This is a genomic window from Bizionia sediminis, assembly GCF_042684585.1.
GTDB lineage: Bacteria > Bacteroidota > Bacteroidia > Flavobacteriales > Flavobacteriaceae > Algorimicrobium > Algorimicrobium sediminis.
The window spans coordinates 616170-639475 of sequence record NZ_JBHULS010000001.1 but is presented as its reverse complement, the minus strand read 5'-3'; the positions used below and the strand labels follow the sequence as shown (position 1 = coordinate 639475).

Genomic DNA, 23306 nt, shown 5'->3' with positions numbered 1-23306 from the left:
GATTCAGTTTGATTCAATTTAATATTTTGTAATTATAATTATCATCTGTAAATAGTTTAATTTGTTTAGTTAGATAGGTGCTAAAATTAAACTTGTCATTTCTTTTATCAATTCTTTCAATATCAATCCATTTTTTATTGGTAGAACTAAAAGCCATTTCAATAAAATATCTAATATTTTCAATAGGTAAATCAGTTTCTAATACAATATGAGTATGAACCTCGCAATTATCAACCATCATATTTCCTCTTGATACTTTCTCGGGATATTCAATGACAAATAAGTAATTCAATGAAATATAAGAGTATTTGTAAGATGTAAATATTTTATTAAATAATTTATTGGTTAATTGAAACCTTAATTCTGCTGGATTTGTAATATTGAGGTTTGTTAGTGTTATATGATATATAGGGGCTTTTTTAGCCATTATTTTATTAAAACCATACACTATATCACTTTCTATCATTTCAGGCGTTTTAACGCCTCTTTTTTTTGTTGTAATCACACTATATTATTTTTTTATATAGTTCAACCAATGCGATTAAATTAATAACCACGATTGATTGAATAGTAAGAAGCCAATTAGTGCCGTTAATCACTTTTATTCCAGAGTGTGAGAACTCATTATTTTAATCGCTCTATTTTAACTTGTAGTTCGTCTATTTGTATTTTAAGCCTAAGTATTTGTTGATTTTTTGGATTGCCGTTTTCTTCTTGTAGTTTGACTTTGTTGCTTTTTATTCTGTCAGTTAGTTTATTTATTTTATCATTATCTGCCATTATTATCATTTAATTTTTCAATTAACCTCAACTTCATTAGTTGAAATAGTGTGCTTTCAGAATATAAAAATTGATTTTTGTATTTAATCACTTTTATATTATCTAATTGATTGATTGACCTATAAAGTTTTGATTTATTCATTTTCATTATCACTTGTATAGTCTTAAAGTCAATTAGTTTATTATTATTTTCGTCCGTATATAATATCATCAAACTCTTTGGATGCTTTTTTATACTTTTCTAAAAGTTCATCAATAACCTCATCAGCATCATCAATAACCTCATCAGCATCATCAATTACTTCATCATCAATAACCTCATCATTTTGTTCTTCTTCACTCTCTTTTAAGAACTTTACAAACTTTGTGTGTAGATAGTTTTTTCTTTTCATGTTTATTATATATTTTTTTCTGAAACAAGTTGTTTCATATTGTATATATAAACTTTATAAACTCTCTTTTTGTAATGTATATAAATGTAAATACATTATTGACTTAAATAAATCTATTATGTATTGGTTAAGATTAATACCTTATAGATTGATATTAATACCCGTATTTAGACTATCAGATATAACTTGATTAATTTCATCAGTCTTTTTACTACTTAATCTTTGTATATATGCTTGGGTGGTATTAAGCCTTTGATGTCCTAATGAGTTCATTAAATCAAATAAATTAATGTTTTCACCTAATTCTAACATTAAAGAAGCATAACTATGTCGTGCAATATGAGAAGTTAGATTTTTATTTATGTTCGCTTGTGCTGAAACTAATTTCAATAGTTTATTATAATAGGCTCTAAATGATTGAAACCTTCGGTATTGTAGTTCAGATAATCTACTAAAATCTTCATCAACAATATCAATAAAATCTTCATTTCTTAATAGATTAAAAACAAAGTGTTGTTTTGTATCAGACATTTTCAAAATGTTTATCATTTCAATAACTAATAAGTTTCTTTCAGATTTAAGTCTTATATAGTTATCAGTTTCTTTTTTATATTGTAATGCCTTTTGTTTTAATAACCATTTATTTAGAGTATTGATTATTTCTTGTATTTTATCTTTTTCCTTATTTCTAAATGTTATAGGTGAAGGTCGTTTAATAGTTGTTTTAATTTCCATTAATTTATTAAAACTATCTATATTATCAGTTAGGTATTTTTCTAATCTATTGATTAACTCTTGTGTAATTATATAACCAAAATTAGTATGATGATTATAAACATTAGATTCATCAACTATTAAACTTAAAGCCTTTATACATAGACGCATATTTGTATCAGACAAATCTAAAACGGCACGAACATCAACACTATTCAAATAATTATATTTATCTAATATGTTTTTATTGATTTCTTTAATTTTTGATACTAATTCCGGTGCTTCATCTTCATACCTAACAATATAATGGCTAATTATACCAGTCATTTTTTCATTTACTAAAATCGTAATGTTAGATTTAGTTTTAACCATACGCTTATTAATCCTCATCACCTCATCATAATACTCAAAATTATTCCATCTTAAAGTTGCTAAATCTGAAACTCTTATTCCTTGGCTTAATAATTGAAAAAGAAAATAATTTCTAATATCATTCAAAGAGTGTTTTGCTCTATATCGTGAGTTTTTATTATTTCTATTTTCAACACCGCCTTCAATAGGCTTTCCCCAAAGTTTAACACCTTCTTCATTATTAGTTGTTCTTCTATATACTTCAACAAATTGAGTAGTTATTAAACTTTTCAACTCACTCATTGTAAGAATATCTATTTTAGGTTGTATGTTCTCAAACTTTATATGACTAAACGGATTAGTTTGAAATGGAAAATAATCTTCTGAATGGGATTTATTCAACATTGCTTTCATACACTTCAATTTATAATTAGTTGTATATAAAGTGCTCTTTTTTCTATTTTCTCCTTCGTTTGGTTCAGTTAATAACCATTTCTTGAACTCTAAAATATAATCTACATCTATATCTTTCATTAATATAGTTGAGGTCTTAATTCTATTTAATTTATTAACTGAATACCATTCTTGAAATAGAGTAATTGAGTTTTTAATGTTCAAATACCTCAACTTAGTGCCTTGATTAACTTGTCTATTAATAAGTATTTCCATCCATTCATTAAAAGTTCTTTTATCTAATGACTTTGTAGGCTTTCTACCATTATTTCTTTGGAAAGTTTCTAATCTTTCTTCTAAATAATCATTAAGGCTTTCTACATCTTCAAAACCAGTATTAAGTAAAACATCTTTATACTTTGATAACTCTTTTGAAACCTTTTTGAACTTCTTTTGCGATGGAAGACAACATCTTTTAGGTATCTTAATTTTTAATGAACTTAATACAGGTTGTTTATCACCAGTATTAAGTTTATACAAATAGATATAAACCATATTGTCTTGACCTCTTACATCTTTTGCGTGAAGTTTGAAAACACTCATATTGTAGTCAGATTAATAGTCAGATTATTTACTTATAAAACAGAAATAGTCTGATTTGTTAAAATTATAATTTACTGAATTACAAATATATACTTTTTTTTAATTAATAAATATCATTTCCGCTTGGACTCGGGTTCATACTAGCTACCAACATAAATGAACACGGATACGTAACCGTAAATTTAGCCCGAGATATGGTAACCTCTCTATCCTCTAGCGGCTGGCGCATAACCTCCAATACGTCTCGTTTAAATTCGGGTAATTCGTCTAAAAATAAAACCCCGTTATGCGACATGGAAATTTCGCCTGGCTGCGGATAGCTACCTCCACCCACTAAAGCTACGTTGCTAATGGTATGATGCGGACTTCTAAAAGGTCTTTGAGCCATAATACCTGTGTTTTCTTTTACCCTGCCAACAACCGAGTGGATTTTGGTGGTTTCTAACGCTTCATTTAGTGTCATTGGTGGTAAAATACTGGGTAAACGTTTGGCTAACATGGTTTTTCCTGCACCTGGTGGTCCAATTAAAATAATGTTATGCCCGCCTGCTGCTGCAATTTCCATACAACGTTTAATTCCTTCCTGACCTTTAACATCGGCAAAATCAAATTCTGGAAAATTTAAACTTTTATTAAATTCGGCTGCAACATCAATGGTGGTTTGTTCCAAAGCCTCGCCTTCATTAAAAAAATTAATAACCTGATTAATATTTTCAACACCATAAATTTCTAAACCTGATACAATGGCCGCCTCCTTGGCATTTTGTTTGGGTAAAATAAAACCTTTAAAACCCTCTTCTTGCGCTTTTATAGCAATTGGCAAAGCACCTTTTATAGGTTGTAAGGACCCATCCAACGACAGCTCGCCCATAATTACATACTGCTCTAGATGGTCTGCCTGAATTTGGTTGGATGCCGCTAAAATTCCCATGGCTAGGGTTAAATCGTATGCGCTTCCCTCCTTTCGCAAATCGGCTGGCGACATATTTATAATAATTTTTTTTCCTGGTATTTTAAAGCCGTTATTTTGAAGTGCCGCTGCAATTCGATAATTACTCTCCTTTATGGCATTATCGGGTAATCCTACTAGGTGGTAACCCACACCTTTATCTACATTTACCTCTACAGTTATGGTTGTAGCTTCCACACCAAACACAGCACTTCCAAAGACTTTTTTTAGCATAATTATTCGATTTCTTTAAAAGTAATAAAAATTTGCGAGTAAAAAACAGGATTTCAGTTAGCTAACATAATCGGCCAGCTATAAAATAGATTATTTTTATTGTTTTAAGTATCTTTGAAAGCACCTTAAAGAGACCATTTTTATGCAGAACACCACCATTTTCGAAAACCTATCATTACCCATAATAGCCGCACCTATGTTTTTAATTTCCGGTCCAAAATTGGTAATCGAATGCTGTAAAAATGGCATTATTGGAACCTTTCCCGCCTTAAATCAGCGTACCAGTGAAGGCTTTGAAGATTGGCTTATTGACATAAAAACAGCGCTTTCCGAATTTGAAAAAGATACTGGTAAAAAGGCAGCGCCATTTGGTGTGAACTTAATTGTTCATAAAAGCAATCCGCGTTTACAAGCTGATTTAGAACTGTGTATAAAGCATAAAGTGCCGCTCATAATTACTTCTTTGGGGGCTGTTTCGGAATTAGTAGCTGCCGTGGATGGTTATGGCGGACGCGTATTTCATGATGTTATTAAAAAGAGACATGCCGAAAAAGCTGCAGAAGCGGGTGTTGATGGACTTATTTTAGTGTGTTCTGGCGCTGGTGGGCATGCAGGAATTAAAAATCCGATGCCTTTTATTGCCGAAATAAAACAGTTCTTTAAAAAAACAATATTACTGGCAGGTTCTATTACTACCGGGCAAGATATTGCGGCGGCATTACAAATGGGCGCCGATATGGGTTATATGGGGACGCGTTTTATTAATACCCAAGAAAGCCAAGCGCCAACAGATTACAAAAACATGATTATTAATGCTGGAACCGATGATATTGTATATACCGCAGCCATTTCTGGCGTAGCAGCTAATTTTTTAAAACCCAGTATAGATGCCATGGGTATTACCGAAGACATGTTAAGTCGCGAAAAGAAAATAGATTTTGGTGCCGAATTAACGGTTCATAAAGACGAAGCCAAAGCATGGGCAACTATTTGGTCTGCCGGACAAGGTGTGGCCAACATTGCCAATAACCCTACCGTTAAAGAACTCGTTTCAAATTTAAAACAAGAGTTTCGGCATGCCATTAAAAAACAATCAAAATATCTGGATATTTATAAATAATCCTAAATCTTTACATATCATTTTGAACAAAGCTTAAGGCTCGTTTTTCTGTGTAATAGTAGTTCTTCTTGTCTATAAACCCTACATGGCCACCATACTTGGGCATTTCTAAAAATAAATTAGGATTTTGTTGGGCCTGTTTAACCGGATAACAAGCTGCCGATAAAAACGAATCGTTAAGCGCATTAATAAGCAATGTTGGCGTTTCAATATGGTTTAAAAACTGCAAAGAACTGCTTTTTTCGTAATAATCTTCGGCACTTAAAAACCCGTGTGCTTTAGCTGTGTAAATAGTATCAAAATCGTAAAGGGTTTTAATAGAAGCAATTTCTTTAGTTGAAATTTTGTCCGGATGCCTTTGTTGCTTTACCTGTAATTTAGCAATTAAGTTTTGCTTAAACCGATCGTGATAAAGTTTGTTTTTAAGCCTATGCAATTCGGCCGCAGCGCCTGCCAATTGGCATGGCACGGAAACAGCTATGCCCGCAATTAACTGCTTGGGAATTTGGTTGCCTTCACCTAAATATTTCAAAATAACATTACCACCCAAACTAAAGCCTTTTAAATAAAGTTTTGTATATTTTTCTAAAGTTAAAACATGGTTAATTACCGCTTTCAAATCGTCTGTATCGCCAGAGTGGTAAGAGCGGTATAATTTGTTAATTTCACCAGAACACCCTCTAAAATTAACACACAAGGCATCCACACCGTTTTCGGTAAACGTTTTTGCGGTGCCTTTTACATAAGCACGCTGCGCATTGCCTTCCAAACCATGCAGTATAATAATTAGGGCATCCGAATTTGTTTTGGCATAGTGCCAGTCTAAATCTATGAAATCGCCATCTGCCAATACCAAACGCTCCTGCCTATCTAAAGGCTGGTTTACCTGACGTACGATACCGGAATAAACTGTAGAAACAAAACCTTTCTTAAAATAAAATGCTGGTTTGTAGGTAGACTGAATTACTGGCATTTTACGCGTCTATAGTTGTAAATTTAAAAGTTTGTCCGTTAAACAAGCCTTTATCGCTTAATTTTAAATTGGGAATAACCAATAAAGCCATAAAACTTAAAGTCATATATGGCGCTTGCAAAGTGCTACCTAATTGTTTTGCCATACTGTTTAATTTACTGTAGGCATCCCCTATGGTTTGGGCGTCTAGGTTACTCATAATACCAGCTACCGGCAAAGGTACAATATAGCTATCGGTTTCAGAAACCGCACAAATACCTCCTTTGTTTTCAATTATTAAATTTACCGCTTGGCAAATAGCTTCGTCGCTAACACCCACGGCAATTATGTTATGAGAATCGTGGCCCACAGAACTTGCTATAGCACCCGATTTTAGACCCATATTTTTTATGAATGCCATGGCAGGTTTATTGGTGTTATACCTATTTACAACAGTCATTTTTAGGACGTCGGTTTTTACATTACTTACCAAATTACCGTTATTAACACTTGCTTCGGCAATTATTTGGTTGGTAACTAATTGCCCATCTAGAGCCTCAATAACCCGAATTTTACTAATTTCTTGCTGTGAATTTCTGGATGACCAAGCAGGTACCTTAAAATCTGATACCGTTTTTTTTGAGGTTTTAAAGTTATTTAGAATTTCGAATGCTACTTTAGGAATTAGCGATTGCTCTTTTTCAAAAACCACCTTACCATTAATGACTGTTTTTAGGGTTTTGAAATTTTTTAAATCGTTAACCACAATAAAATCCGCTGCATCGCCCACTTGTAATAGTCCTACCGGTAAATTATAATGCATAACAGGATTTATACAAGCCATTTGAAGAATGTGAAAAATATCGAATCCTTTTTCCACAGCGCGTGCACACAGTTGGTTAATGTGTCCGAGAAGCAAATCGTCTGGATGCTTATCATCGCTGCAGAACATCATGTTTTGGTAATGCGAAGGAAGTAGCCCTATGAGCGCCTCGAAATTTTTGGCGGCACTCCCCTCTCTAATCAAAACTTTCATGCCTTTTTCAAGTTTCTCCAATCCTTCCTGATAAGAAACACATTCATGATCTGTTGTAATACCAGCTTGAATGTATGCAGACAAATCGGTTCCGCTTAAACCAGGAGCATGACCATCTACCGGTTTGTTGTAATGTTTAGCCCAAGCTATTTTTTCTAAAACATCGGGATCGGCATGTAACACACCCGGATAGTTCATCATTTCTGCCAAATACAAAATATCGGGGTTTTCCAACAGTGCTTTAATATCGTTTGCGTTAATAACAGCGCCAGCCGACTCGAAGCTCGTAGCAGGAACACACGATGGCGCCCCAAAATTGAATTTAAACGGTGTTTGTTTGCCATTTTCAATCATAAACTGGACACCCTTTACACCTAAAACGTTGGCAATTTCATGCGGATCGGAAACGGTTGCAACCGTGCCGTGTTTTACAGCAATACGCGCAAATTCACTGGGAACCAACATAGAGCTTTCAATATGAATATGCGCATCTACAAATCCAGGAAGTATATACTGGTTAGGTACTTGCTGCTTCTCTTCAATAGCGCTAATTTTACCGTTTGTAACGGTAATTTCACCTTTAAAAATCCGCTTATTGGGAATATCAACAATACGTCCTTGAATTTTCATAAATAATAGTTAATGCTACATTTTCAGACACTAAAAACGGTTGTGTCTATTTTTAAAATTCCTGCTTATGCTTATCCTTGCTGCCACAAATAAGCAGACTATCAAATCACCTATTTTAACAACTACACGCAAGTTTGGAGGCTACCAACGTCCTTATTGCGCTTTAAAACGCTCTACCCCATTGGATAACCAATTATAGTATTCTTCCGCGTCTGGCATATACCCAACAGGCTCGCTTATGTCGTTACCGTTGGTGTCCTGTATAATGTATAAAGGTTGTGCATTTGTATTGTACCTTACTTGTTGAAACTCCAACCATTTATGCCCGTAGGTGGTAACCGTATTACCGGTTAATTCTGATTCATACTGTTCGTTTTCAGGTAATTTTTTTCTGTCATCTACGTATAAAGATATTAAAACTACCTCATTGTTTAACAGTTCTAAAATAGGCTCTTCTACCCAAACTTGCTCCTCCATTTTTCTGCAATTTACGCAGGTTAATCCGGTAAAATCCAACATAACTGGTTTGTTAACTTTTTTAGCGTAGGCTAACCCATGTTCGTAATCATGAAAGGCAATAATATTATTTGGTCCATAATGTGCGTGTTCTGGCAGTTCGGTAGCTAATCCAGTACCTGCCGAGATGGTTGTGCGTTTGGAATAACCAACCCCATAAGGCGACTCGCTATTGGTGCTCATTGGCGGCGGAAATCCGCTTATGAGCTCTACAGGCGCACCCCACAAACCAGGAATCATATAAATAGTAAATGACAGCGTTAGTAAAGCCATACATAACCTCCCTACAGAAATATGTGGCAAAGGCGAATCGTGCGGTAGTTTTATTTTACCTAACAGGTACAGGCCTAAAGTTCCGAAAATGGCAATCCAGATAGCTAAAAATAATTCGCGTGTAAGAATATGCCATTCCAAAACCAAATCTACCATAGATAAAAACTTGAAGGCAAAGGCTAATTCTAAAAAACCCAAAACCACTTTAACTGTGTTTAACCAACCACCAGATTTTGGCATGGAATTTAACCAACTAGGAAAAAATGCAAACAAAGCAAATGGCAATGCTATTGCAGACGAAAATCCGAGCATACTAATAATTGGTGCAATACCCCCTTTTGTAGCCGCATCTAGTAAAGCGGTACCTGCAATAGGGAAAGTACATGAAAAAGATACTACGGCAAGCGCCAAAGCCATAAAAAAGATACCAATTACGCCACCCCTATTGGCGCCACTATCTACTTTATTTACCCATGAATTGGGTAGCATAATTTCGAAACCACCCAAAAAAGAGAAGGCAAAAATAAGTAGGGCCACAAACATAATAAGGTTGAAGGTAACTCCTGTAGAAAATTCATACATGGCATTACTTCCAAACAATGCCGAAACCGCCGTACCCAAAAGGGTGTAAATAGTGATAATAAAAAAGCCAAAAAGCAATGCGTTTTTAATTCCTGATGCCCGTGTTTTACTTTGTTTGGTGAAAAAACTAACCGTCATAGGAATCATAGGAAACACGCAGGGCGTTAAAAGTACCAAAAAGCCTAAAAAGAAGGCGGTAAAGAAAATGGTCCAAAGCCCTTTGTTTTCGGGTTTTTCATTGGTTTCGGGAATGGCTGCAGTAGCTTGGGCCGGTGCGCTCGTTTCAATGGAGGCACCTCCCGAGAAAATATCGGTTAAATTAGTGGCTTCCGTAGTCAGTGCAGCATCTGTTGTAGCTGATTCTGAAAAGGAAAATGTAACCGATTTTTGTTGATAAATACAGCGGGCATCGTCGCAGGCTTGAAAATCGATTGTACCCGTTATAGCGTTTAAATCGGGATTTAAAAGTTCAATTTTTTGCGTAAAAGTAGCTGCATTATCGAAATAATTTAAGTCCATTTCAAACACCTTATCATAGTCGGTTATATAGGGACTTTCTGTAACAGAGCCAATTAGTTTATAATCTGTATTGGATTCGGCGCCTTCAAAAATAAACATAGTGGGAAGTGGTCCGCCTTCGGGTAAATCTTGCGAATATAAATGCCAGTTTTCTTCAATAGCAGCCTCAAAAATTAAGTTGTATTCTGTTTCCGATAATTTTTCAACCTTACCGGTCCAAGTTACTGGGTTAAGTATTTGCGCTTGAATAGAACAAACAGTCGTTAAGAATGCTGCAAATAAAATTAAGTTACGTATCATTTTTTTATGCAAAATTTTATAATAGATTTGTTGTTATCTGTTACTCTAAAACGGTTATCGGCACGCAAACCAATTATCCAAACAAGTTTGTTATTTGCGTACAGTAACCAAATATTTTCTTTTTCTGGAAGGCTTAATTTTTCATCTTTAAAAAACTTACTTAGTTTCTTTTTACCTGTCATTCCAAAAGGGTAAAAATAGGCTCCTTTTTCAAATGGTTTAATAGTTAAGGGGTATTTTAACAAATCTTTATTAACAAAAATGCAGGTTTTAGATGTTTCTGTAATTTCGGAGACCGGTTGGGCTGTTATGGTGCCAAAAGGCCCGGTAATTTGCGATTGGTTTTCTTCCCATATAAATTCGGAAAAGGACTTATTTTCAGGGAGCTTGGTTAAAATTAAATGGGCTCTATCTTTTACCAAGCGGTGGGTTTTGGAAACTACAAATTTTCCAGACTGTGCGTGTAACAAACTGTAAACGTCGTCCCATTCCGTAAAATGAAAGCCTTTAAGTAAATAGTATAAGTACACTTTAGGATTGGATAAGGCGTTTAAGTTGTCGATATTAAAATACCGCGAGTCTTCTTTTGTTGTTACTACAGCTTCTTCTACTTTTTCTAAAGCATCTTGAATTACAAGGTTTGCATCCTGCAAATGTGCTTGTGTTTTTTGAAAATTTTGAAGTAATTGCGGATTTATGCCTTTTAGAATAGGAATAACGTCATGCCGTAATTTATTACGCAAGTATTTTGTTATGGCATTACTGCTATCGTTACGCCAAGTTAGTTTTTCTTGTTTTGCAAAATGCAACAACTCTTTTTGCGAAAACGGCAACAATGGGCGAACTACGTTAGTATGTACTTCTGGAATACCCGTTAAGCCTTCTAACCCGGTGCCCCGCATAAAGTTAATGAAAAATGTTTCTAGATTATCATCGGCGTGATGTGCGGTAGCCAAGTATTGGTAAGGTCCCGCCTTTAATAACTCTTGAAACCAATTATACCGCAACGCTCGGGCAGCCATTTGAATAGACATTTTTGTTTGAGTAGCATACGCTTTGGTATGAAAAGATTTTGTGTGCAATTGAACACCTAAATTATTGGCTAATGTTTTCACAAATGCTGCATCAGCGTCACTTTCGGCACCACGCAGCTTAAAATTACAATGAGCCAGTGTTATGTTCAACTTCATGTTATAACACAATTGGGTAAGTACAACACTATCCATACCCCCTGAAACAGCAATTAGTAGGCTACTTTTACGTAAAAAAGGTAGCTTTTGTGCTAGGTGAGTTTCAAAATGCTTTTGTGTCATATAAATTACCTATAGTGTTTATTTTGTTGGTTTTGCAAGCTTTAGGTATCTGCGTTGTTAGGTTGTTCTAAAACCTGTCGCATGGCTTTCGCTTTAAGCAAGCACTCGTTATATTCTTTTTCTGCCGTGCTTTTTGCTGTTATAGCACTTCCAACAGAAAATGATACATATTTTTTTGAGTGATTGTACAAAATACTCCTAATAACCACATTAAAATCAAAATCGCCTTGTGGGGATATGTAGCCAATGGCACCAGAATATAAGCCGCGTTTGGTTTCTTCGGTTGCCTCAATAATACGCATAGCAGATATTTTTGGTGCGCCCGTCATGCTTCCCATTGGGAACGTAGTTTTAATAACATTGGATGGGCATGTATTTTTAGGTACCCTGCTTGTTATGGTTGAAATCATTTGATGTACCTGTTTAAAGGCGTAAACTTTACAAAGTTCGGAAACGGTTACACTGCCTTTTACCGCTGTTTTGGACAAATCATTCCGGACCAAATCTACAATCATAATATTTTCACTGCGTTCTTTGGCGTCGGTAGCTAGGGTCTGTTTTAAAGCCAAATCTGTTTCTTTATCTTTAGAACGTTTGGCAGTTCCTTTTATGGGTTGCGACACAACAGTATTTCCATACTTTTTTAAATAACGTTCCGGCGAGGCACAAAGCGCATACTTATCTGCCATTTTTAAAAAGGCAGCAAAGGGTGGCTTGGAAATACTATTCAGTTTATTATACGTTTGCAGCGGATTTATAGTGGCATTATTAGCGTAAAATTCCTGACAAAAGTTGGCCTCATAAATGTCGCCGCGATAAATATGATTTAAAACCTGGTTTACTTTAGTAAGATAGGCCGCTTTAGGTATGCGTGCCTTTATGCTTAATCCTGACGCCTGTTTTGTGTTTATTTCTTGTAAGGATATGGCTTGAATGGCGTTTAAATCCGTTTCCCATTCTGCGCTAAACGCGTTAAGATACTGAACACTTACCTGATTGTCCTTAATAAAGAAGAGCTTTTTGGGTTGAAAAAAATAGAGATCTGGAAATTCTAAAGCATCAAAATTATGAGATGATAGAGCCTCGGTATCATTTTTTAAATCGTAGGACAGATACCCAAAAATCCAATCCGAACAAGCCTTTTGGTAGTCCTGTAATTGACTAAACGCCTGGGCCCAATTGGTTTTTATACTTGTAAAAGCGCCCACAGCTAAAACGGCTTCAAAACTGCTATATGCACCCGATTCTGGGTTGCTTTCTGCATTAGAATCTAACCACAAAACCTCCGTAAAGGTTTGTGACCAAGCCAGTAATTTGGCTTTAAACAGATTTAAATCTGTTGGTTGGTATGTAAATGATGTTCTCAAGGCTTCAGATATGGACAAAGTTCCGAAATTTTAGCCGCATAAAAAAGCCAGATACACCATGGGTTTTTAACTTTTTTAGAAAGTTAATAAGCCGTCCCTTTAAAAACATAGAAAAGTTTACCTTTGTAGCCTAAAATAGAAACCCTTGGACGCAACAACCTTTCACGATTTAAAATTAACAACACCTTTATACAATGCCTTGGACGATTTGGGTTTTACGCATCCAACACCCATACAAGCAGAAGCATTTAATGTAGTAGCCTCTGGTGCCGATGTTGTAGGTATTGCGCAAACTGGCACCGGTAAAACCTTTGCTTACATGCTGCCTATACTGCGTGGTTTAAAATACTCGGAACAAGCCAATCCGCGTGTTTTAATTATGGTTCCAACTAGAGAGTTAGTGGTGCAGGTTGTAGATGAAATTGAAAAGTTGGCCAAATATATTAATGTACGTGTTTTAGGCGTTTACGGCGGCGTAAATATAAACGCTCAAAAAAGAGCTGTTGCCGAAGGTTTAGACATTATTGTAGCCACACCAGGACGCTTATACGACTTGGCTGTTAGTCGCGTTTTACAACTTAAATCTATCCAGAAATTAGTAATTGATGAGGTAGATGTTATGTTGGATTTAGGGTTTAGGCATCAGCTAATAAATATTTTCGATATACTACCAGAAAGACGTCAAAACATCATGTTTTCGGCAACCATGACAGAGGACGTGGACGCTTTAATAACCGATTTTTTTATTGCACCAAAACGCGTTTCTATTGCGCTTTCTGGAACACCGCTGGAAAATATTAGTCAAACCAAATATGCGGTTCCCAATTACTATACAAAACTTAACTTGCTGAAAACGCTTTTACAGGACCGTGACACTTATAATAAGGTTTTAATTTTTGTGGCATTTAAGAAAATGGCTGACAGACTTTTTGAAGCCTTGGAACAGGATTTTCGCGATGAACTTTGTGTTATTCACTCCAATAAAACGCAAAATTATCGCTTGCGAAGCATCGAACAATTTAGAGAAGGAACCAATAGAATTTTAGTAGCCACAGATGTTATGGCGCGCGGTTTGGATATCGATAACGTATCGCATGTTATAAATTTCGATACCCCCAACTTTCCCGAAAACTACATGCATAGAATAGGAAGAACTGGTAGAGCCGAACGGAAAGGCGCGGCATTACTGTTTTATACGCCTAGTGAAACAGAAGCTTTGGAAAAAATTGAAGCACTTATGCAAATGGTTATTCCGGTAAATTCGTTACCAGACACTGTTACCATAGCTACGGAGTTATTGGAGGAAGAGCGTCCTAAAATTTTGGAGCGTAATAACCCGATAAAATTGCGCGATGAAGACAAACCAGGCCCTGCCTATCATGAGAAAAAAGCGAAAAACACCAAAGAAAATTTAGGTGGCTCGTATAAATTTAAAATTGCGGCTAAATACAAGAAACCAAAAACGCGCGGCGACAAAAACTACAATAAGCGTCGTAAAAAATAGGCCGTTTGGCTGGCTTCTAACAAATAATTTATTTCATGCGCACACCTGTTGTTGTAAACGACAAACCTTGCTGGCCAAGGGTGGAGTTCATTATGCCTTCAAATAAAGGATCGGGGGCGTTTGCCGGTTTTTGCCATTCGAAAATAAAATTAGATCCCGTACCACCACTGTCATCAAATTCTTCAATAATAGCCTCGGTAGTTTCTAGAGGTGCCAAATAAATTGGTTCGTTAAAAAATGTACGAATTAGTTGTCCGTGCGAGTCGTAATATTTTGCACTTAAAATATATAAAGTATCCGTATCGCTAATGTTTCGCATACTTGCCATGGCTGTTAAATTATGAGTTTTATGTTGCGACATACTGTAAATTTGGGAATAAATAGACAGATAGGTTTTGCCATACGCCCAAGTGTTTTTTGAGTGTGGCTTTAAATATCTATCAGACCAATTTGTGCTGTTATAGGTATCTGTTTCTGGGGTTTTATGGCAAGCCAAGAACAAACTACTCACAAAAAATAAATAATAAAACCTACGTATCATAATAACAATTTTAACAGCTTACAAGATACAAATAACTTCGCGCTAGCCAGCTTTATTACTACTCGTCTTTTTCAATATACCTGTGAATAATTTCGGTTATTTCTTGATTTTCAGCTAATTTTAGTAATTCGCGGTTTACATCTAAAACCAAACTTGACTGCAAAGGAAAGGCAAATCCGTATCCTTGTTTGTAGTATTCCGCTTTGCTAATATATAAATTATCGTGGCGGTTGTTTTTTATGTAATACAGCAGTAATGGTCGGTCGTATACCACGGCTTGCACGTCTTTATTTAATAACTTTTGAATGGCTTCACTTAAATTATCAACCCCAACAACTTGCACGTTTTCTTTTAACAAAAAGTCCTCGGAGGGCGAATGCGCTATAGTAGCCGCACGCGCTCCAGATAGTTCCTCTATATTAGCAACCGTAGCAGAACTAATGGTAGCTAACGTTAAGGTGCTAGCAATACCAGCAACCATAGAAGTCGCAAAAATAATGGAAATTACCATCCAGCTGCCCGCTATTATTCTACCTAGCAAGGTTATTGGTGCCTTATCGCCATAGCCTGTAGTGCTCATGGTTACCACAGCCAACCACATACCGGCACCAATACCCTGAATGGGATTTTTAGAAAATTGGTCTGGCGATTTATGTCTTTCAGCTAACCAAAATAGGGTTCCTACAATAGCTAGAATAATTAAAAAAACACCAATAGCTACAAAGAATTTTACTTTAAAAAAAGGTCTTATTTTTTCCCAAAAACTCAAATTATCCGTTCTGGATATAATGGAAATACTAGAATTAAAAAAAGGCTGCGAAAACTGCATGTGCTCCAAACGTTTGGAGGTAATACTTATAGGCCCGGCTACTACATCCAACTCGCCTTGCTGCAAAGCTTCCAAAGCAGCATTTATATTTGGATAGTCTATATACTTATAATTCCACGATTTGTTTTCGGCAATCGCGTTCCAAATATCTTCAGCAATACCAGACACCGAATTACTATAAACAAACGGCTCTATTCCAGCTACACCAACCCGCAAGGTTGCAGGACCATTATTGGTGTTTGCTTGCTGTGCATAAAGCCATATATTGCCAGAAAATAGCAGTACAAAGCCTAGAAGTACTTTAAAGGATTTTGTATTTTTTTTTGAACTGTTTAAACAAATATGCATTGTATTTACTAAAATTTATAAAGTATCTGTTGGCTTGTACCTATTTTTAAGTTAACACGGAGGTCGCGCCTTACTATTAAACAAAGGTTAAAAAAAATTGGTTAGGTAACTAAAAAAACAAATTACTTTTATTTTAGTTATCTAGGTTGTACATACCTTAACTAAACATACTTAAAGCTAAAGCTACTAATTAGACACAGTTAACATAAACTCCTGAAATAAAAAGGAATGGCTTTTAAATCTGGTTCGTAATTATTTTTCAGCTTTATACCCCACTTTTAATGGTGCTGCATTATTTTTAAACAAACAGGACCTGCCTTTCAATACGGTAGTGCGGTCTTTTTTGTTAAACCAAGGTAAATTAAGTTTTAGCAAAGGTACTTCTAGAATCCCATTATTACTATTGTTTTAAGCATACACAGCTTGTTTTGCGCACAAGTTGTTTTAGCTAGTATGGCAACAAACAAACTGATAGGGTGTTTTTAAAAAAGACGACGTTAATTGTTGTATTTTTTTTTGATTCTGGAAATTGCAGACCTACTGCCCTACTTGTTTTTCCAAGGCCAGAAAGTGTGTAACACCCAAAGCGTTATACATTGGAAAAATTTTAACCTCGCAGGCATAGGTGGATTTATCCTTTCGGTAATTGGTAACTATTTCGGTGAAGGGTTTTAAATTATTTAAATTTTTACGAATGTTTTTCTTGGTCTCTTTAGACGTTTGTTGCCCTTGTAAAAAATTTGGTGTTTTGTTTAAAGCATCCTTTTTGGTGTAACCCGTCATGGTTGTAAAACCGGAGTTAACCCATAAAATTTTTTGCTCTAAATTGGTTATTATAATCGCTTCGAACGTTTCATTTTTAAAAATAGCGTCTAATTTGTTTTCCCACCGCGCTTTTCTAGCAAAGGCTTTTACTTTTTCCTTATCGCATGCTAGTCTTAAATTTTCTAATTTTTTAGTGTAAGAATCGCTAATAATATCCCAGCTAATTAGCCCTGTATTTTGCGTGTTTACAGGTTGTAGTTCTGGGTGAATCCGTTTATATTCGTGGGCAGATAAAGAAGATAAATAAATATCTAAACACATCATGTTAGACAACTCGTGCTTCATAAGTACAATTTAAGTGTAAATTTGGGGTAAAGATTATTACTACAATTATTTAGGAATATGAAATCTGCTTCAAAAATAAGGAAATTTTTTTTAACAACATTTAGTTTTTAATTTGAAGGCATATGTAAAAACGCTTTTACTTCAATTAATTAATAATCCTGCTAAAAGAGCTAAAAATAATACTTACTAACCTTTACATACAATGAAAAAAGCTTGGCCTACCAAAGATGCAATGAAACAAATTTATGAGCAACATCTTTGGGGTACAAACCAAACGCCTTTTTACTCTGGAGACGGCTCGCACAATCCCGATATTATAAATCCATATATAAAAGCCGTAAAAAACTTTCTTTTAAGTTTCCAAAACCCCTTAACCGTTTGCGATTTGGGTTGTGGCGATTTTAATATAGGGAAACAATTGGTTCCATACACCAACCACTATCACGCTACAGATATTGTTCCAGAATTAATTACCTACAACCAACAACGATTTCGGTTTAACAACCTTGAATTTACATGTTTAAACATAGCAACAGATCCGCTTCCTATTGCAGATTGCGCAATAATTCGGCAAGTGCTTCAGCATTTAAATAATAAAGAAGTGAAACAAATAGTTAACAAACTAGGCGTGTTTAAATATGTTCTGCTAACAGAGCACGTGCCTTCCGGCCAATTTACAGCCAATAAAGATATTATTTCAGGCCAAGGTATTCGCTTAAAAAAACAAAGTGGTTTGGACATAGCACAAGCTCCGTTTAATTTACCCATAGTAGACCAAACAACGCTTGTAACAACTCACTTACCAAACAATAAAGGTAAAATTGTTACCACATTACTAACTTTATTCTAATTCTCTTTTGAGTTGTATTCAAGGCGTAAGCTTGATAACACTTTTCCAGTTTTATATCATTCTACACAACTCTATAATTAAGCTAACCGTCTGTATTTCTTTCTGTAACAAAAGTTACTGTAAACTTTAATTTAATTAGGCAGTTTTACAAAGCATACATTATAGACTGCTTTGTAAGTTCAAATTTACAGCAACGCGGGTATTTAATCTAAGCAATTAACCACACTTTTAATTTAAAAAAAATGGCTAAAATAGTAGTTCTTGGGGCAGGTATTTCTGGCCATGTGGCAGCCTCGCACCTGCGCAGAAAATTATCAAAAAAACATGAAATTGTGGTGGTTTCGCCAAATAGTAACTACCAATGGATTCCCTCAAATATTTGGGTGGGAATTGGCAGAATGTCTTCCAAACAAATTTTATTTCCGTTGGCGCCGGTTTATAAAAAAAAGGGGATTACTTTTAAACAGGCCAAAGCCTTAACTTTTCATCCAGAGGGCGACGCCCAAGAAACAAAACCTTATGTGCTAGTCGCATATGTGGAACCCCAAAAAAAAGGACAACAGGAAAAAGTAACTTACGATTATCTTATTAACGCTACCGGCCCTAAATTAAATTTTGAAGCCACTAGTGGTCTCATACCTGGAAAAAACAAAGTCTACTCTGTATGTACCTACACCCATGCAGACCACGCTTGGCAAGGCTTACACCAATTAATTCAAGAAATGAAGGCAGGCAAAAAAGCTAAAATACTTATTGGTACAGGGCACGCAAAGTCTACCTGCCAGGGTGCCGCTTTTGAATACATTCTGAATGTTGAAAAAGAATTAGAAAAATATGGGATTAGAGACATGGCCACGATTACATGGCTCTCTAACGAATATAAATTAGGCGACTTTGGGATGGATGGCATGCTTTTAAGCTATAAAGGCATGACAATGAAATCTCATGAAATGATTGAAATGATTTTTGAAGACCGAAATATTAATTGGATTACAGGGGCCGGCGTGTATAAAATTGAAGATGGTCTGGCTTACTACGAAAATTTAGATGGCGCATACAAAACAGAGTCGTTCGATTTTGCTATGCTTATTCCCGCATTTTCTGGTCACGGTTTTAAGGCTTACAACAAAGCTAATGAAGATATTACCAACAAGCTTTTTAACGGATTTATGATTGTAGACGCCGATTATACAGAAAAACCCTACGAAAATTGGTCGGTTACCGATTGGCCAGAAACGTACCAAAATCCGTCGTACCACAATATTTTTGCTCCAGGAATTGCTTTTGCCCCTCCACATGCTATATCAAAACCAAGAACAAGTAAAAATGGCACTCCTATTACACCAGCCCCACCAAGAACGGGCATGCCCTCTGGTATTACCGCTAAACTAGTGGCCGATAATATTATTAGTTCTATAAAACACGGTAAACCTATTTTACAGCACAAAGGCTCGCTGGGTAATATGGGCGCAACTTGCATTGCCTCTGCTGGCTACGGATTACGCTCTGGAAGCGGCGTAAGTATTACCACGTTCCCTATTGTACCAGACTACCACAAGTATCCAAAAACCCAAGGCCGTCAATTAAATAAAACCTTTGGAGATATTGGTTTGGCAGGACATTGGCTTAAACTTACGCTACACTATGCGTTTTTATATAAGGCAAAAATGAAACCATTTTGGTGGTTAATTCCAGAATAACAACTTACAAAAAACAGGTTATAAGTTATGACACAACGTATTTCAAAATATCAAAGATTTAAAATGATGAATCCTATTATCCAGTTTTTTAAATACATCTATTTAAGCATAAAAATCATGCTTATTGTTGCTGGAGGCCATGGAGGAACCCGAAAAGTAAACTGATGTGATGGTCAGTGATTAATTGGTTGATTGGAAAAAGCACGCCCTATGGTTGTGCTTTTTCTTTTTTTCATCCTATTCATCCAAATTTATAAAGATGGGATATGCTTATAAAGTATCTGAAGTAATTAAAGCTACTCCCTTGTTTTCCAAGGTTGTTGCCAAGTTTAAAAAGTGTTTAGCATCTAAAGCTTTAGAAGCATCTTGTATTAACGTACATTCAAAACCAGCATTCACGGCATCTACAATAGAATAATACACACAAATATCTGCTGCCAAACCACATAAGTAAAGCTGTGTAGTTCCTTTTTCTTTTAAATACCCTTTTATTCCGGTAGCCTTTATTTGTCCGTTATCGTAAAATGCACTGTAACTATCAATTGTTTTATCGGTTCCTTTTCTAAAAATAGCTTCCCACCTGCTGGTGTTTAAATCCTTATGAAATGCCGCGCCTTGCGTGTTTTGTACGCAGTGATCTGGCCATAAGGTTTGCAGTTTACCAAAAATTTCAATTTCATCAAACTCCGCTTTGTTAGGATGATTGGAAGCAAAACTAACGTGATTACTAGGATGCCAATCTTGCGAAGCAACAACCAAATCAAATTTGTGCTGAATGGCATTAATTACAGGAACAATAGCGTCGCCATTGGGCACTGGCAAAGCACCACCAGGCATAAAATCGTTTTGGGCATCTATTATTAAAAGTGTTTTCATAAAATCTATTTAAAAAATACGACTTGGATCGTTTTATTAAAATGTAACAGAATTCTTTATTATTTGTGTTTCGTCATTAAATAATCTCTGGATTCTTTAAGTTGGGTACTTAAGCCTATTTTATATTGATGCGGATTCTGAAACCGCTTAAACTCCTCGGGAAGTTGAGCCAAACGTGCTGCTGAATAATTAGCAATATCTGCTACCGACATAGGCGGCTTTGTTTTCCGTCCGTTTAACATAACGGGCTGTAATAAAGGCTCCAAATTACAGGAACCAATTTGCAAACGTTTTGCGGGGTCGAAAGGATGAACCATTTCGGAAATAGTTGTTTCCGAATGCAGCGTAATAGCATCAGCACCATAAAACATATTTTGGTCATCCACTAATCGGAAAACTTGTTTTTTATGGGGCAGCGTTACTTTTACCTGATTTTCAGAAAGCTTAATTCGGGGCTCCCCATTGAATTCTGTTAGTTTATACACACCATCCAAAGCAGCATCTGGTTTACCGGTTACTAGATTGGTGCCAACACCAAAAATATCTATTGGTGCCGCTTGTTCTTTAATGCTTTTAATAACAAATTCATCCAACTGGTTGGAGGCCACTATTTGAACATATTGTAAGTTAGCAGCATCTAAAATTTGACGGGTTTGTTTAGCTAAATAAGCCAAATCCCCACTATCCAAACGTACAGCAAATAATTGCTGACCCCGCGCTTCCATCTCTTTTGCCACTGTAATGGCGTTTGGTAAGCCACTTTTTAAGGTGTTATATGTGTCTATAAGTAGCACACATTTATTGGGACGCCAACGTGCAAAATCTCTGAAAGCTTGTAATTCGTTATCGTAACTTTGAATAAAAGCATGTGCCATAGTACCAGAACAAGGAATATTATAATCGGCTGCTGCTTTTACATTGCTTGTACTGTTAAAACCACCAATGGCTGCGGCTCTGGTTGCATAGTACGCTCCTGTAGCATGTGCCCGCCTAAAACCCATATCCAACAATAAGCTATTTTTTGCTACATGTTTAATCCTACTCGCTTTAGTTGCTATTAATGTTTGAAAGTTTAAAATATTTAGCAAACAGGTTTCAATAATTTGCGCCTCAATAATATTGGCTTCCACTTGTAAAATTGGTCTGTTAGGGAATACCACATCACCCTCGGCACAAGCGTAAATATTGCCATTAAACCGAAAGGTTTTTAAATAGTTTAAAAATTCCAATTCAAAACCATGTTGCTCTAAGTATGTTATATCCGAACTCGTAAAATGTAAATTTTCTAGAATATTTAAAATATCTTCTAAACCCGCAAAAATACCATAACCACCTTTAAACGGATTGTTTCTGTAGTAGTAATCAAAAACCGCATGGCCATCGGGCTTTGTTTTAAAATAAACCTGTGCCATAGTTAGTTGGTAAAGATCGGTGTAAGCGGCTGTTATAGTCATAAAAAAGTGGTATACGTTATAAAACTAACAACACATGCAAAGCCATTGTATTGCAAAGTTTTTAAGTTATTGTCTTCTTACAAAGTATAAAAGTAGCCAAAAAAAACAGCCATAAAACGCACTTAACATAACTTTTGGTTTTGTTTATTTAGGTCACCCCCTTGAGCACGGTTGCAACCTGAATTTTTAAAAAGTTCATTTAGAACAATTATAAATTACAGGACTTTATTTTAAAAAGTTTGTTAAACCAAATTAAATTGAGGTACATTTAAACATAGGGTTTTACCTAAAAAACAACTAATTAACACCCAAAAAAGCAGTTTTTAAGCATCCAATGTTTTCTAACAACTAATTCTTTAAGGCATGCGCGTACGGGCTTTTTGGCTGTTTTTCAAAACATGATTAATATCATTTTTATTGGGTAGCTCCTTAATTATTTTTGCGTTATAATTTACGGTACTATGGCTTCTAAATTTAAAATTTTTCCAGAAAAAGGCTCCTCTTGGCGCTCATTTGCAATTTTTGCTACCGCGGTTATTTTAGGTATGGGATTTTTTTTAATGAAAGAGGCTGAAGTTATTTCTTATTTATCCGATAATCCGCAGGCCTGCGTTAACTGCCATGTTATGACACCTGTTTATAACAGCTGGATGCACAGTTCGCATAGAGAATATGCATCTTGTAACGCTTGCCATGTTCCGCAGGACAATATTTTTAATTCGTATTATTTTAAAGCAAAAGATGGTTTATACCACGCGTCTGTTTTTACCGCCCGTGCCGAACCAGATGTTATTTTTATGCGCGAAGCTTCGGCAGAGGTGGTACAAAACAACTGCATTCGGTGCCACGTGCAGCAAGTAACCGAGGTTAAATACTCTGGTTGGCTTGAAAACCATCAAGAAAACCGAACAGACCGCACCTGCTGGTCCTGCCATAAGGAGGTGCCACACGGTCGTATTCATGGTATGAATTCAATACAATACAATATAGCACCTTTACCAACAGACAAAGAAGAAATGGTCATCCCGAAATGGTTGGCAAAAGAAATGGAATTACAATAAACAGCAACC

The 23306-nt window shown here is 35.7% G+C and carries 20 protein-coding genes and 1 pseudogene; 6 read left to right on the top strand and 15 right to left on the bottom strand.

The annotated features are described in order from the left end of the window. Positions 1 to 13: 13 nt before the first annotated feature. From ACFSQP_RS02820 to ACFSQP_RS02800, 5 genes and pseudogenes are all read right to left on the bottom strand, one after another. Positions 14 to 505 carry a hypothetical protein gene (locus ACFSQP_RS02820; protein ID WP_376891608.1) on the bottom strand — a complete coding sequence of 164 codons (492 nt, stop codon included), beginning with the start codon at positions 503 to 505 and terminating at the stop codon, positions 14 to 16. A gap of 119 nt (positions 506 to 624) precedes the next feature. Further along, a complete protein-coding gene (locus tag ACFSQP_RS02815) occupies positions 625 to 780 on the bottom strand; it encodes a hypothetical protein (protein WP_376891607.1) in 156 nt (51 codons plus the stop codon). A gap of 185 nt (positions 781 to 965) precedes the next feature. After that, positions 966 to 1172 (bottom strand): hypothetical protein, encoded by a 207-nt coding sequence (locus tag ACFSQP_RS02810; protein ID WP_376891606.1) that lies wholly within the window; start codon positions 1170 to 1172, stop codon positions 966 to 968. A 141-nt stretch (positions 1173 to 1313) separates the two neighbouring features. Further along, positions 1314 to 3233, bottom strand: coding sequence for a tyrosine-type recombinase/integrase (locus ACFSQP_RS02805; RefSeq protein ID WP_376891605.1), 1920 nt, complete (start codon positions 3231 to 3233; stop codon positions 1314 to 1316). Positions 3234 to 3351: 118 nt separating this feature from the next. After that, positions 3352 to 4416: pseudogene (locus tag ACFSQP_RS02800) on the bottom strand (YifB family Mg chelatase-like AAA ATPase); the annotation flags it as partial. 142 nt (positions 4417 to 4558) lie between these two features. Here ACFSQP_RS02800 and ACFSQP_RS02795 point away from each other — a divergent pair. After that, positions 4559 to 5536 (top strand): NAD(P)H-dependent flavin oxidoreductase, encoded by a 978-nt coding sequence (locus ACFSQP_RS02795; protein WP_376891603.1) that lies wholly within the window; start codon positions 4559 to 4561, stop codon positions 5534 to 5536. Positions 5537 to 5546: 10 nt separating this feature from the next. Here ACFSQP_RS02795 and ACFSQP_RS02790 read toward each other — a convergent pair whose 3' ends face one another. From ACFSQP_RS02790 to ACFSQP_RS02770, 5 genes are all read right to left on the bottom strand, one after another. Then, positions 5547 to 6509: a YheT family hydrolase gene (locus ACFSQP_RS02790; protein ID WP_376891602.1), complete on the bottom strand. Its 963-nt coding sequence runs from the start codon at positions 6507 to 6509 to the stop codon at positions 5547 to 5549. 1 nt (position 6510) lies between these two features. Continuing rightward, positions 6511 to 8154 carry an adenine deaminase gene (ade, locus tag ACFSQP_RS02785; RefSeq protein ID WP_376891600.1) on the bottom strand — a complete coding sequence of 548 codons (1644 nt, stop codon included), beginning with the start codon at positions 8152 to 8154 and terminating at the stop codon, positions 6511 to 6513. A 153-nt stretch (positions 8155 to 8307) separates the two neighbouring features. Then, positions 8308 to 10344: a protein-disulfide reductase DsbD family protein gene (locus tag ACFSQP_RS02780; protein WP_376891599.1), complete on the bottom strand. Its 2037-nt coding sequence runs from the start codon at positions 10342 to 10344 to the stop codon at positions 8308 to 8310. Then, positions 10341 to 11657, bottom strand: coding sequence for a tRNA lysidine(34) synthetase TilS (gene tilS / locus ACFSQP_RS02775; RefSeq protein WP_376891598.1), 1317 nt, complete (start codon positions 11655 to 11657; stop codon positions 10341 to 10343). Before tilS ends, ACFSQP_RS02780 begins: the two co-directional genes overlap by 4 nt. 41 nt (positions 11658 to 11698) lie before the next feature. Then, a complete protein-coding gene (locus ACFSQP_RS02770; RefSeq protein ID WP_376892111.1) occupies positions 11699 to 13024 on the bottom strand; it encodes an anthranilate synthase component I family protein in 1326 nt (441 codons plus the stop codon). Between the two features lie 145 nt (positions 13025 to 13169). Here ACFSQP_RS02770 and ACFSQP_RS02765 point away from each other — a divergent pair, with 145 nt between their 5' ends. After that, complete coding sequence (locus ACFSQP_RS02765; protein ID WP_376891597.1) at positions 13170 to 14528, top strand: DEAD/DEAH box helicase; 1359 nt, start codon at positions 13170 to 13172, stop codon at positions 14526 to 14528. A gap of 28 nt (positions 14529 to 14556) precedes the next feature. On the opposite strand, the gene ACFSQP_RS02760 is transcribed toward ACFSQP_RS02765, so the two are convergent. The 3 genes from ACFSQP_RS02760 to ACFSQP_RS02750 all read right to left on the bottom strand — a co-directional run bounded on the left by ACFSQP_RS02760 (position 14557) and on the right by ACFSQP_RS02750 (position 17356). Then, positions 14557 to 15069 carry a DUF3124 domain-containing protein gene (locus ACFSQP_RS02760; RefSeq protein ID WP_376891596.1) on the bottom strand — a complete coding sequence of 171 codons (513 nt, stop codon included), beginning with the start codon at positions 15067 to 15069 and terminating at the stop codon, positions 14557 to 14559. Between the two features lie 58 nt (positions 15070 to 15127). Beyond that, positions 15128 to 16246 (bottom strand): transporter substrate-binding domain-containing protein, encoded by a 1119-nt coding sequence (locus ACFSQP_RS02755; RefSeq protein ID WP_376891595.1) that lies wholly within the window; start codon positions 16244 to 16246, stop codon positions 15128 to 15130. A gap of 537 nt (positions 16247 to 16783) precedes the next feature. Continuing rightward, positions 16784 to 17356 carry a PAS domain-containing protein gene (locus ACFSQP_RS02750; RefSeq protein WP_376891593.1) on the bottom strand — a complete coding sequence of 191 codons (573 nt, stop codon included), beginning with the start codon at positions 17354 to 17356 and terminating at the stop codon, positions 16784 to 16786. A 202-nt stretch (positions 17357 to 17558) separates the two neighbouring features. Between ACFSQP_RS02750 and ACFSQP_RS02745 the strand changes: the two genes are divergently transcribed. The 3 genes from ACFSQP_RS02745 (at position 17559) to ACFSQP_RS02735 (ending at position 20071) form a co-directional block, all read left to right on the top strand. Next, on the top strand, positions 17559 to 18206 hold the full coding sequence (locus tag ACFSQP_RS02745) for a class I SAM-dependent methyltransferase (protein ID WP_376891592.1): 648 nt from the start codon (positions 17559 to 17561) through the stop codon (positions 18204 to 18206). Positions 18207 to 18448: 242 nt separating this feature from the next. After that, a complete protein-coding gene (locus ACFSQP_RS02740; protein WP_376891590.1) occupies positions 18449 to 19906 on the top strand; it encodes an NAD(P)/FAD-dependent oxidoreductase in 1458 nt (485 codons plus the stop codon). Positions 19907 to 19933: 27 nt separating this feature from the next. Next, positions 19934 to 20071 (top strand): hypothetical protein, encoded by a 138-nt coding sequence (locus ACFSQP_RS02735; protein WP_376891589.1) that lies wholly within the window; start codon positions 19934 to 19936, stop codon positions 20069 to 20071. A gap of 105 nt (positions 20072 to 20176) precedes the next feature. On the opposite strand, the gene pncA is transcribed toward ACFSQP_RS02735, so the two are convergent. Together pncA and ACFSQP_RS02725 are read right to left on the bottom strand one after the other, a co-directional pair. Next, complete coding sequence (gene pncA / locus ACFSQP_RS02730; RefSeq protein WP_376891588.1) at positions 20177 to 20782, bottom strand: bifunctional nicotinamidase/pyrazinamidase; 606 nt, start codon at positions 20780 to 20782, stop codon at positions 20177 to 20179. 59 nt (positions 20783 to 20841) lie between these two features. Then, positions 20842 to 22236 carry a nicotinate phosphoribosyltransferase gene (locus tag ACFSQP_RS02725; RefSeq protein ID WP_376891586.1) on the bottom strand — a complete coding sequence of 465 codons (1395 nt, stop codon included), beginning with the start codon at positions 22234 to 22236 and terminating at the stop codon, positions 20842 to 20844. Positions 22237 to 22697: 461 nt separating this feature from the next. Between ACFSQP_RS02725 and nrfH the strand changes: the two genes are divergently transcribed. After that, the gene (gene nrfH / locus ACFSQP_RS02720) at positions 22698 to 23297 is read left to right on the top strand and encodes a cytochrome c nitrite reductase small subunit (protein WP_376891585.1); all 600 of its coding nucleotides are present in this window, start codon (positions 22698 to 22700) and stop codon (positions 23295 to 23297) included. Positions 23298 to 23306: the final 9 nt, after the last annotated feature.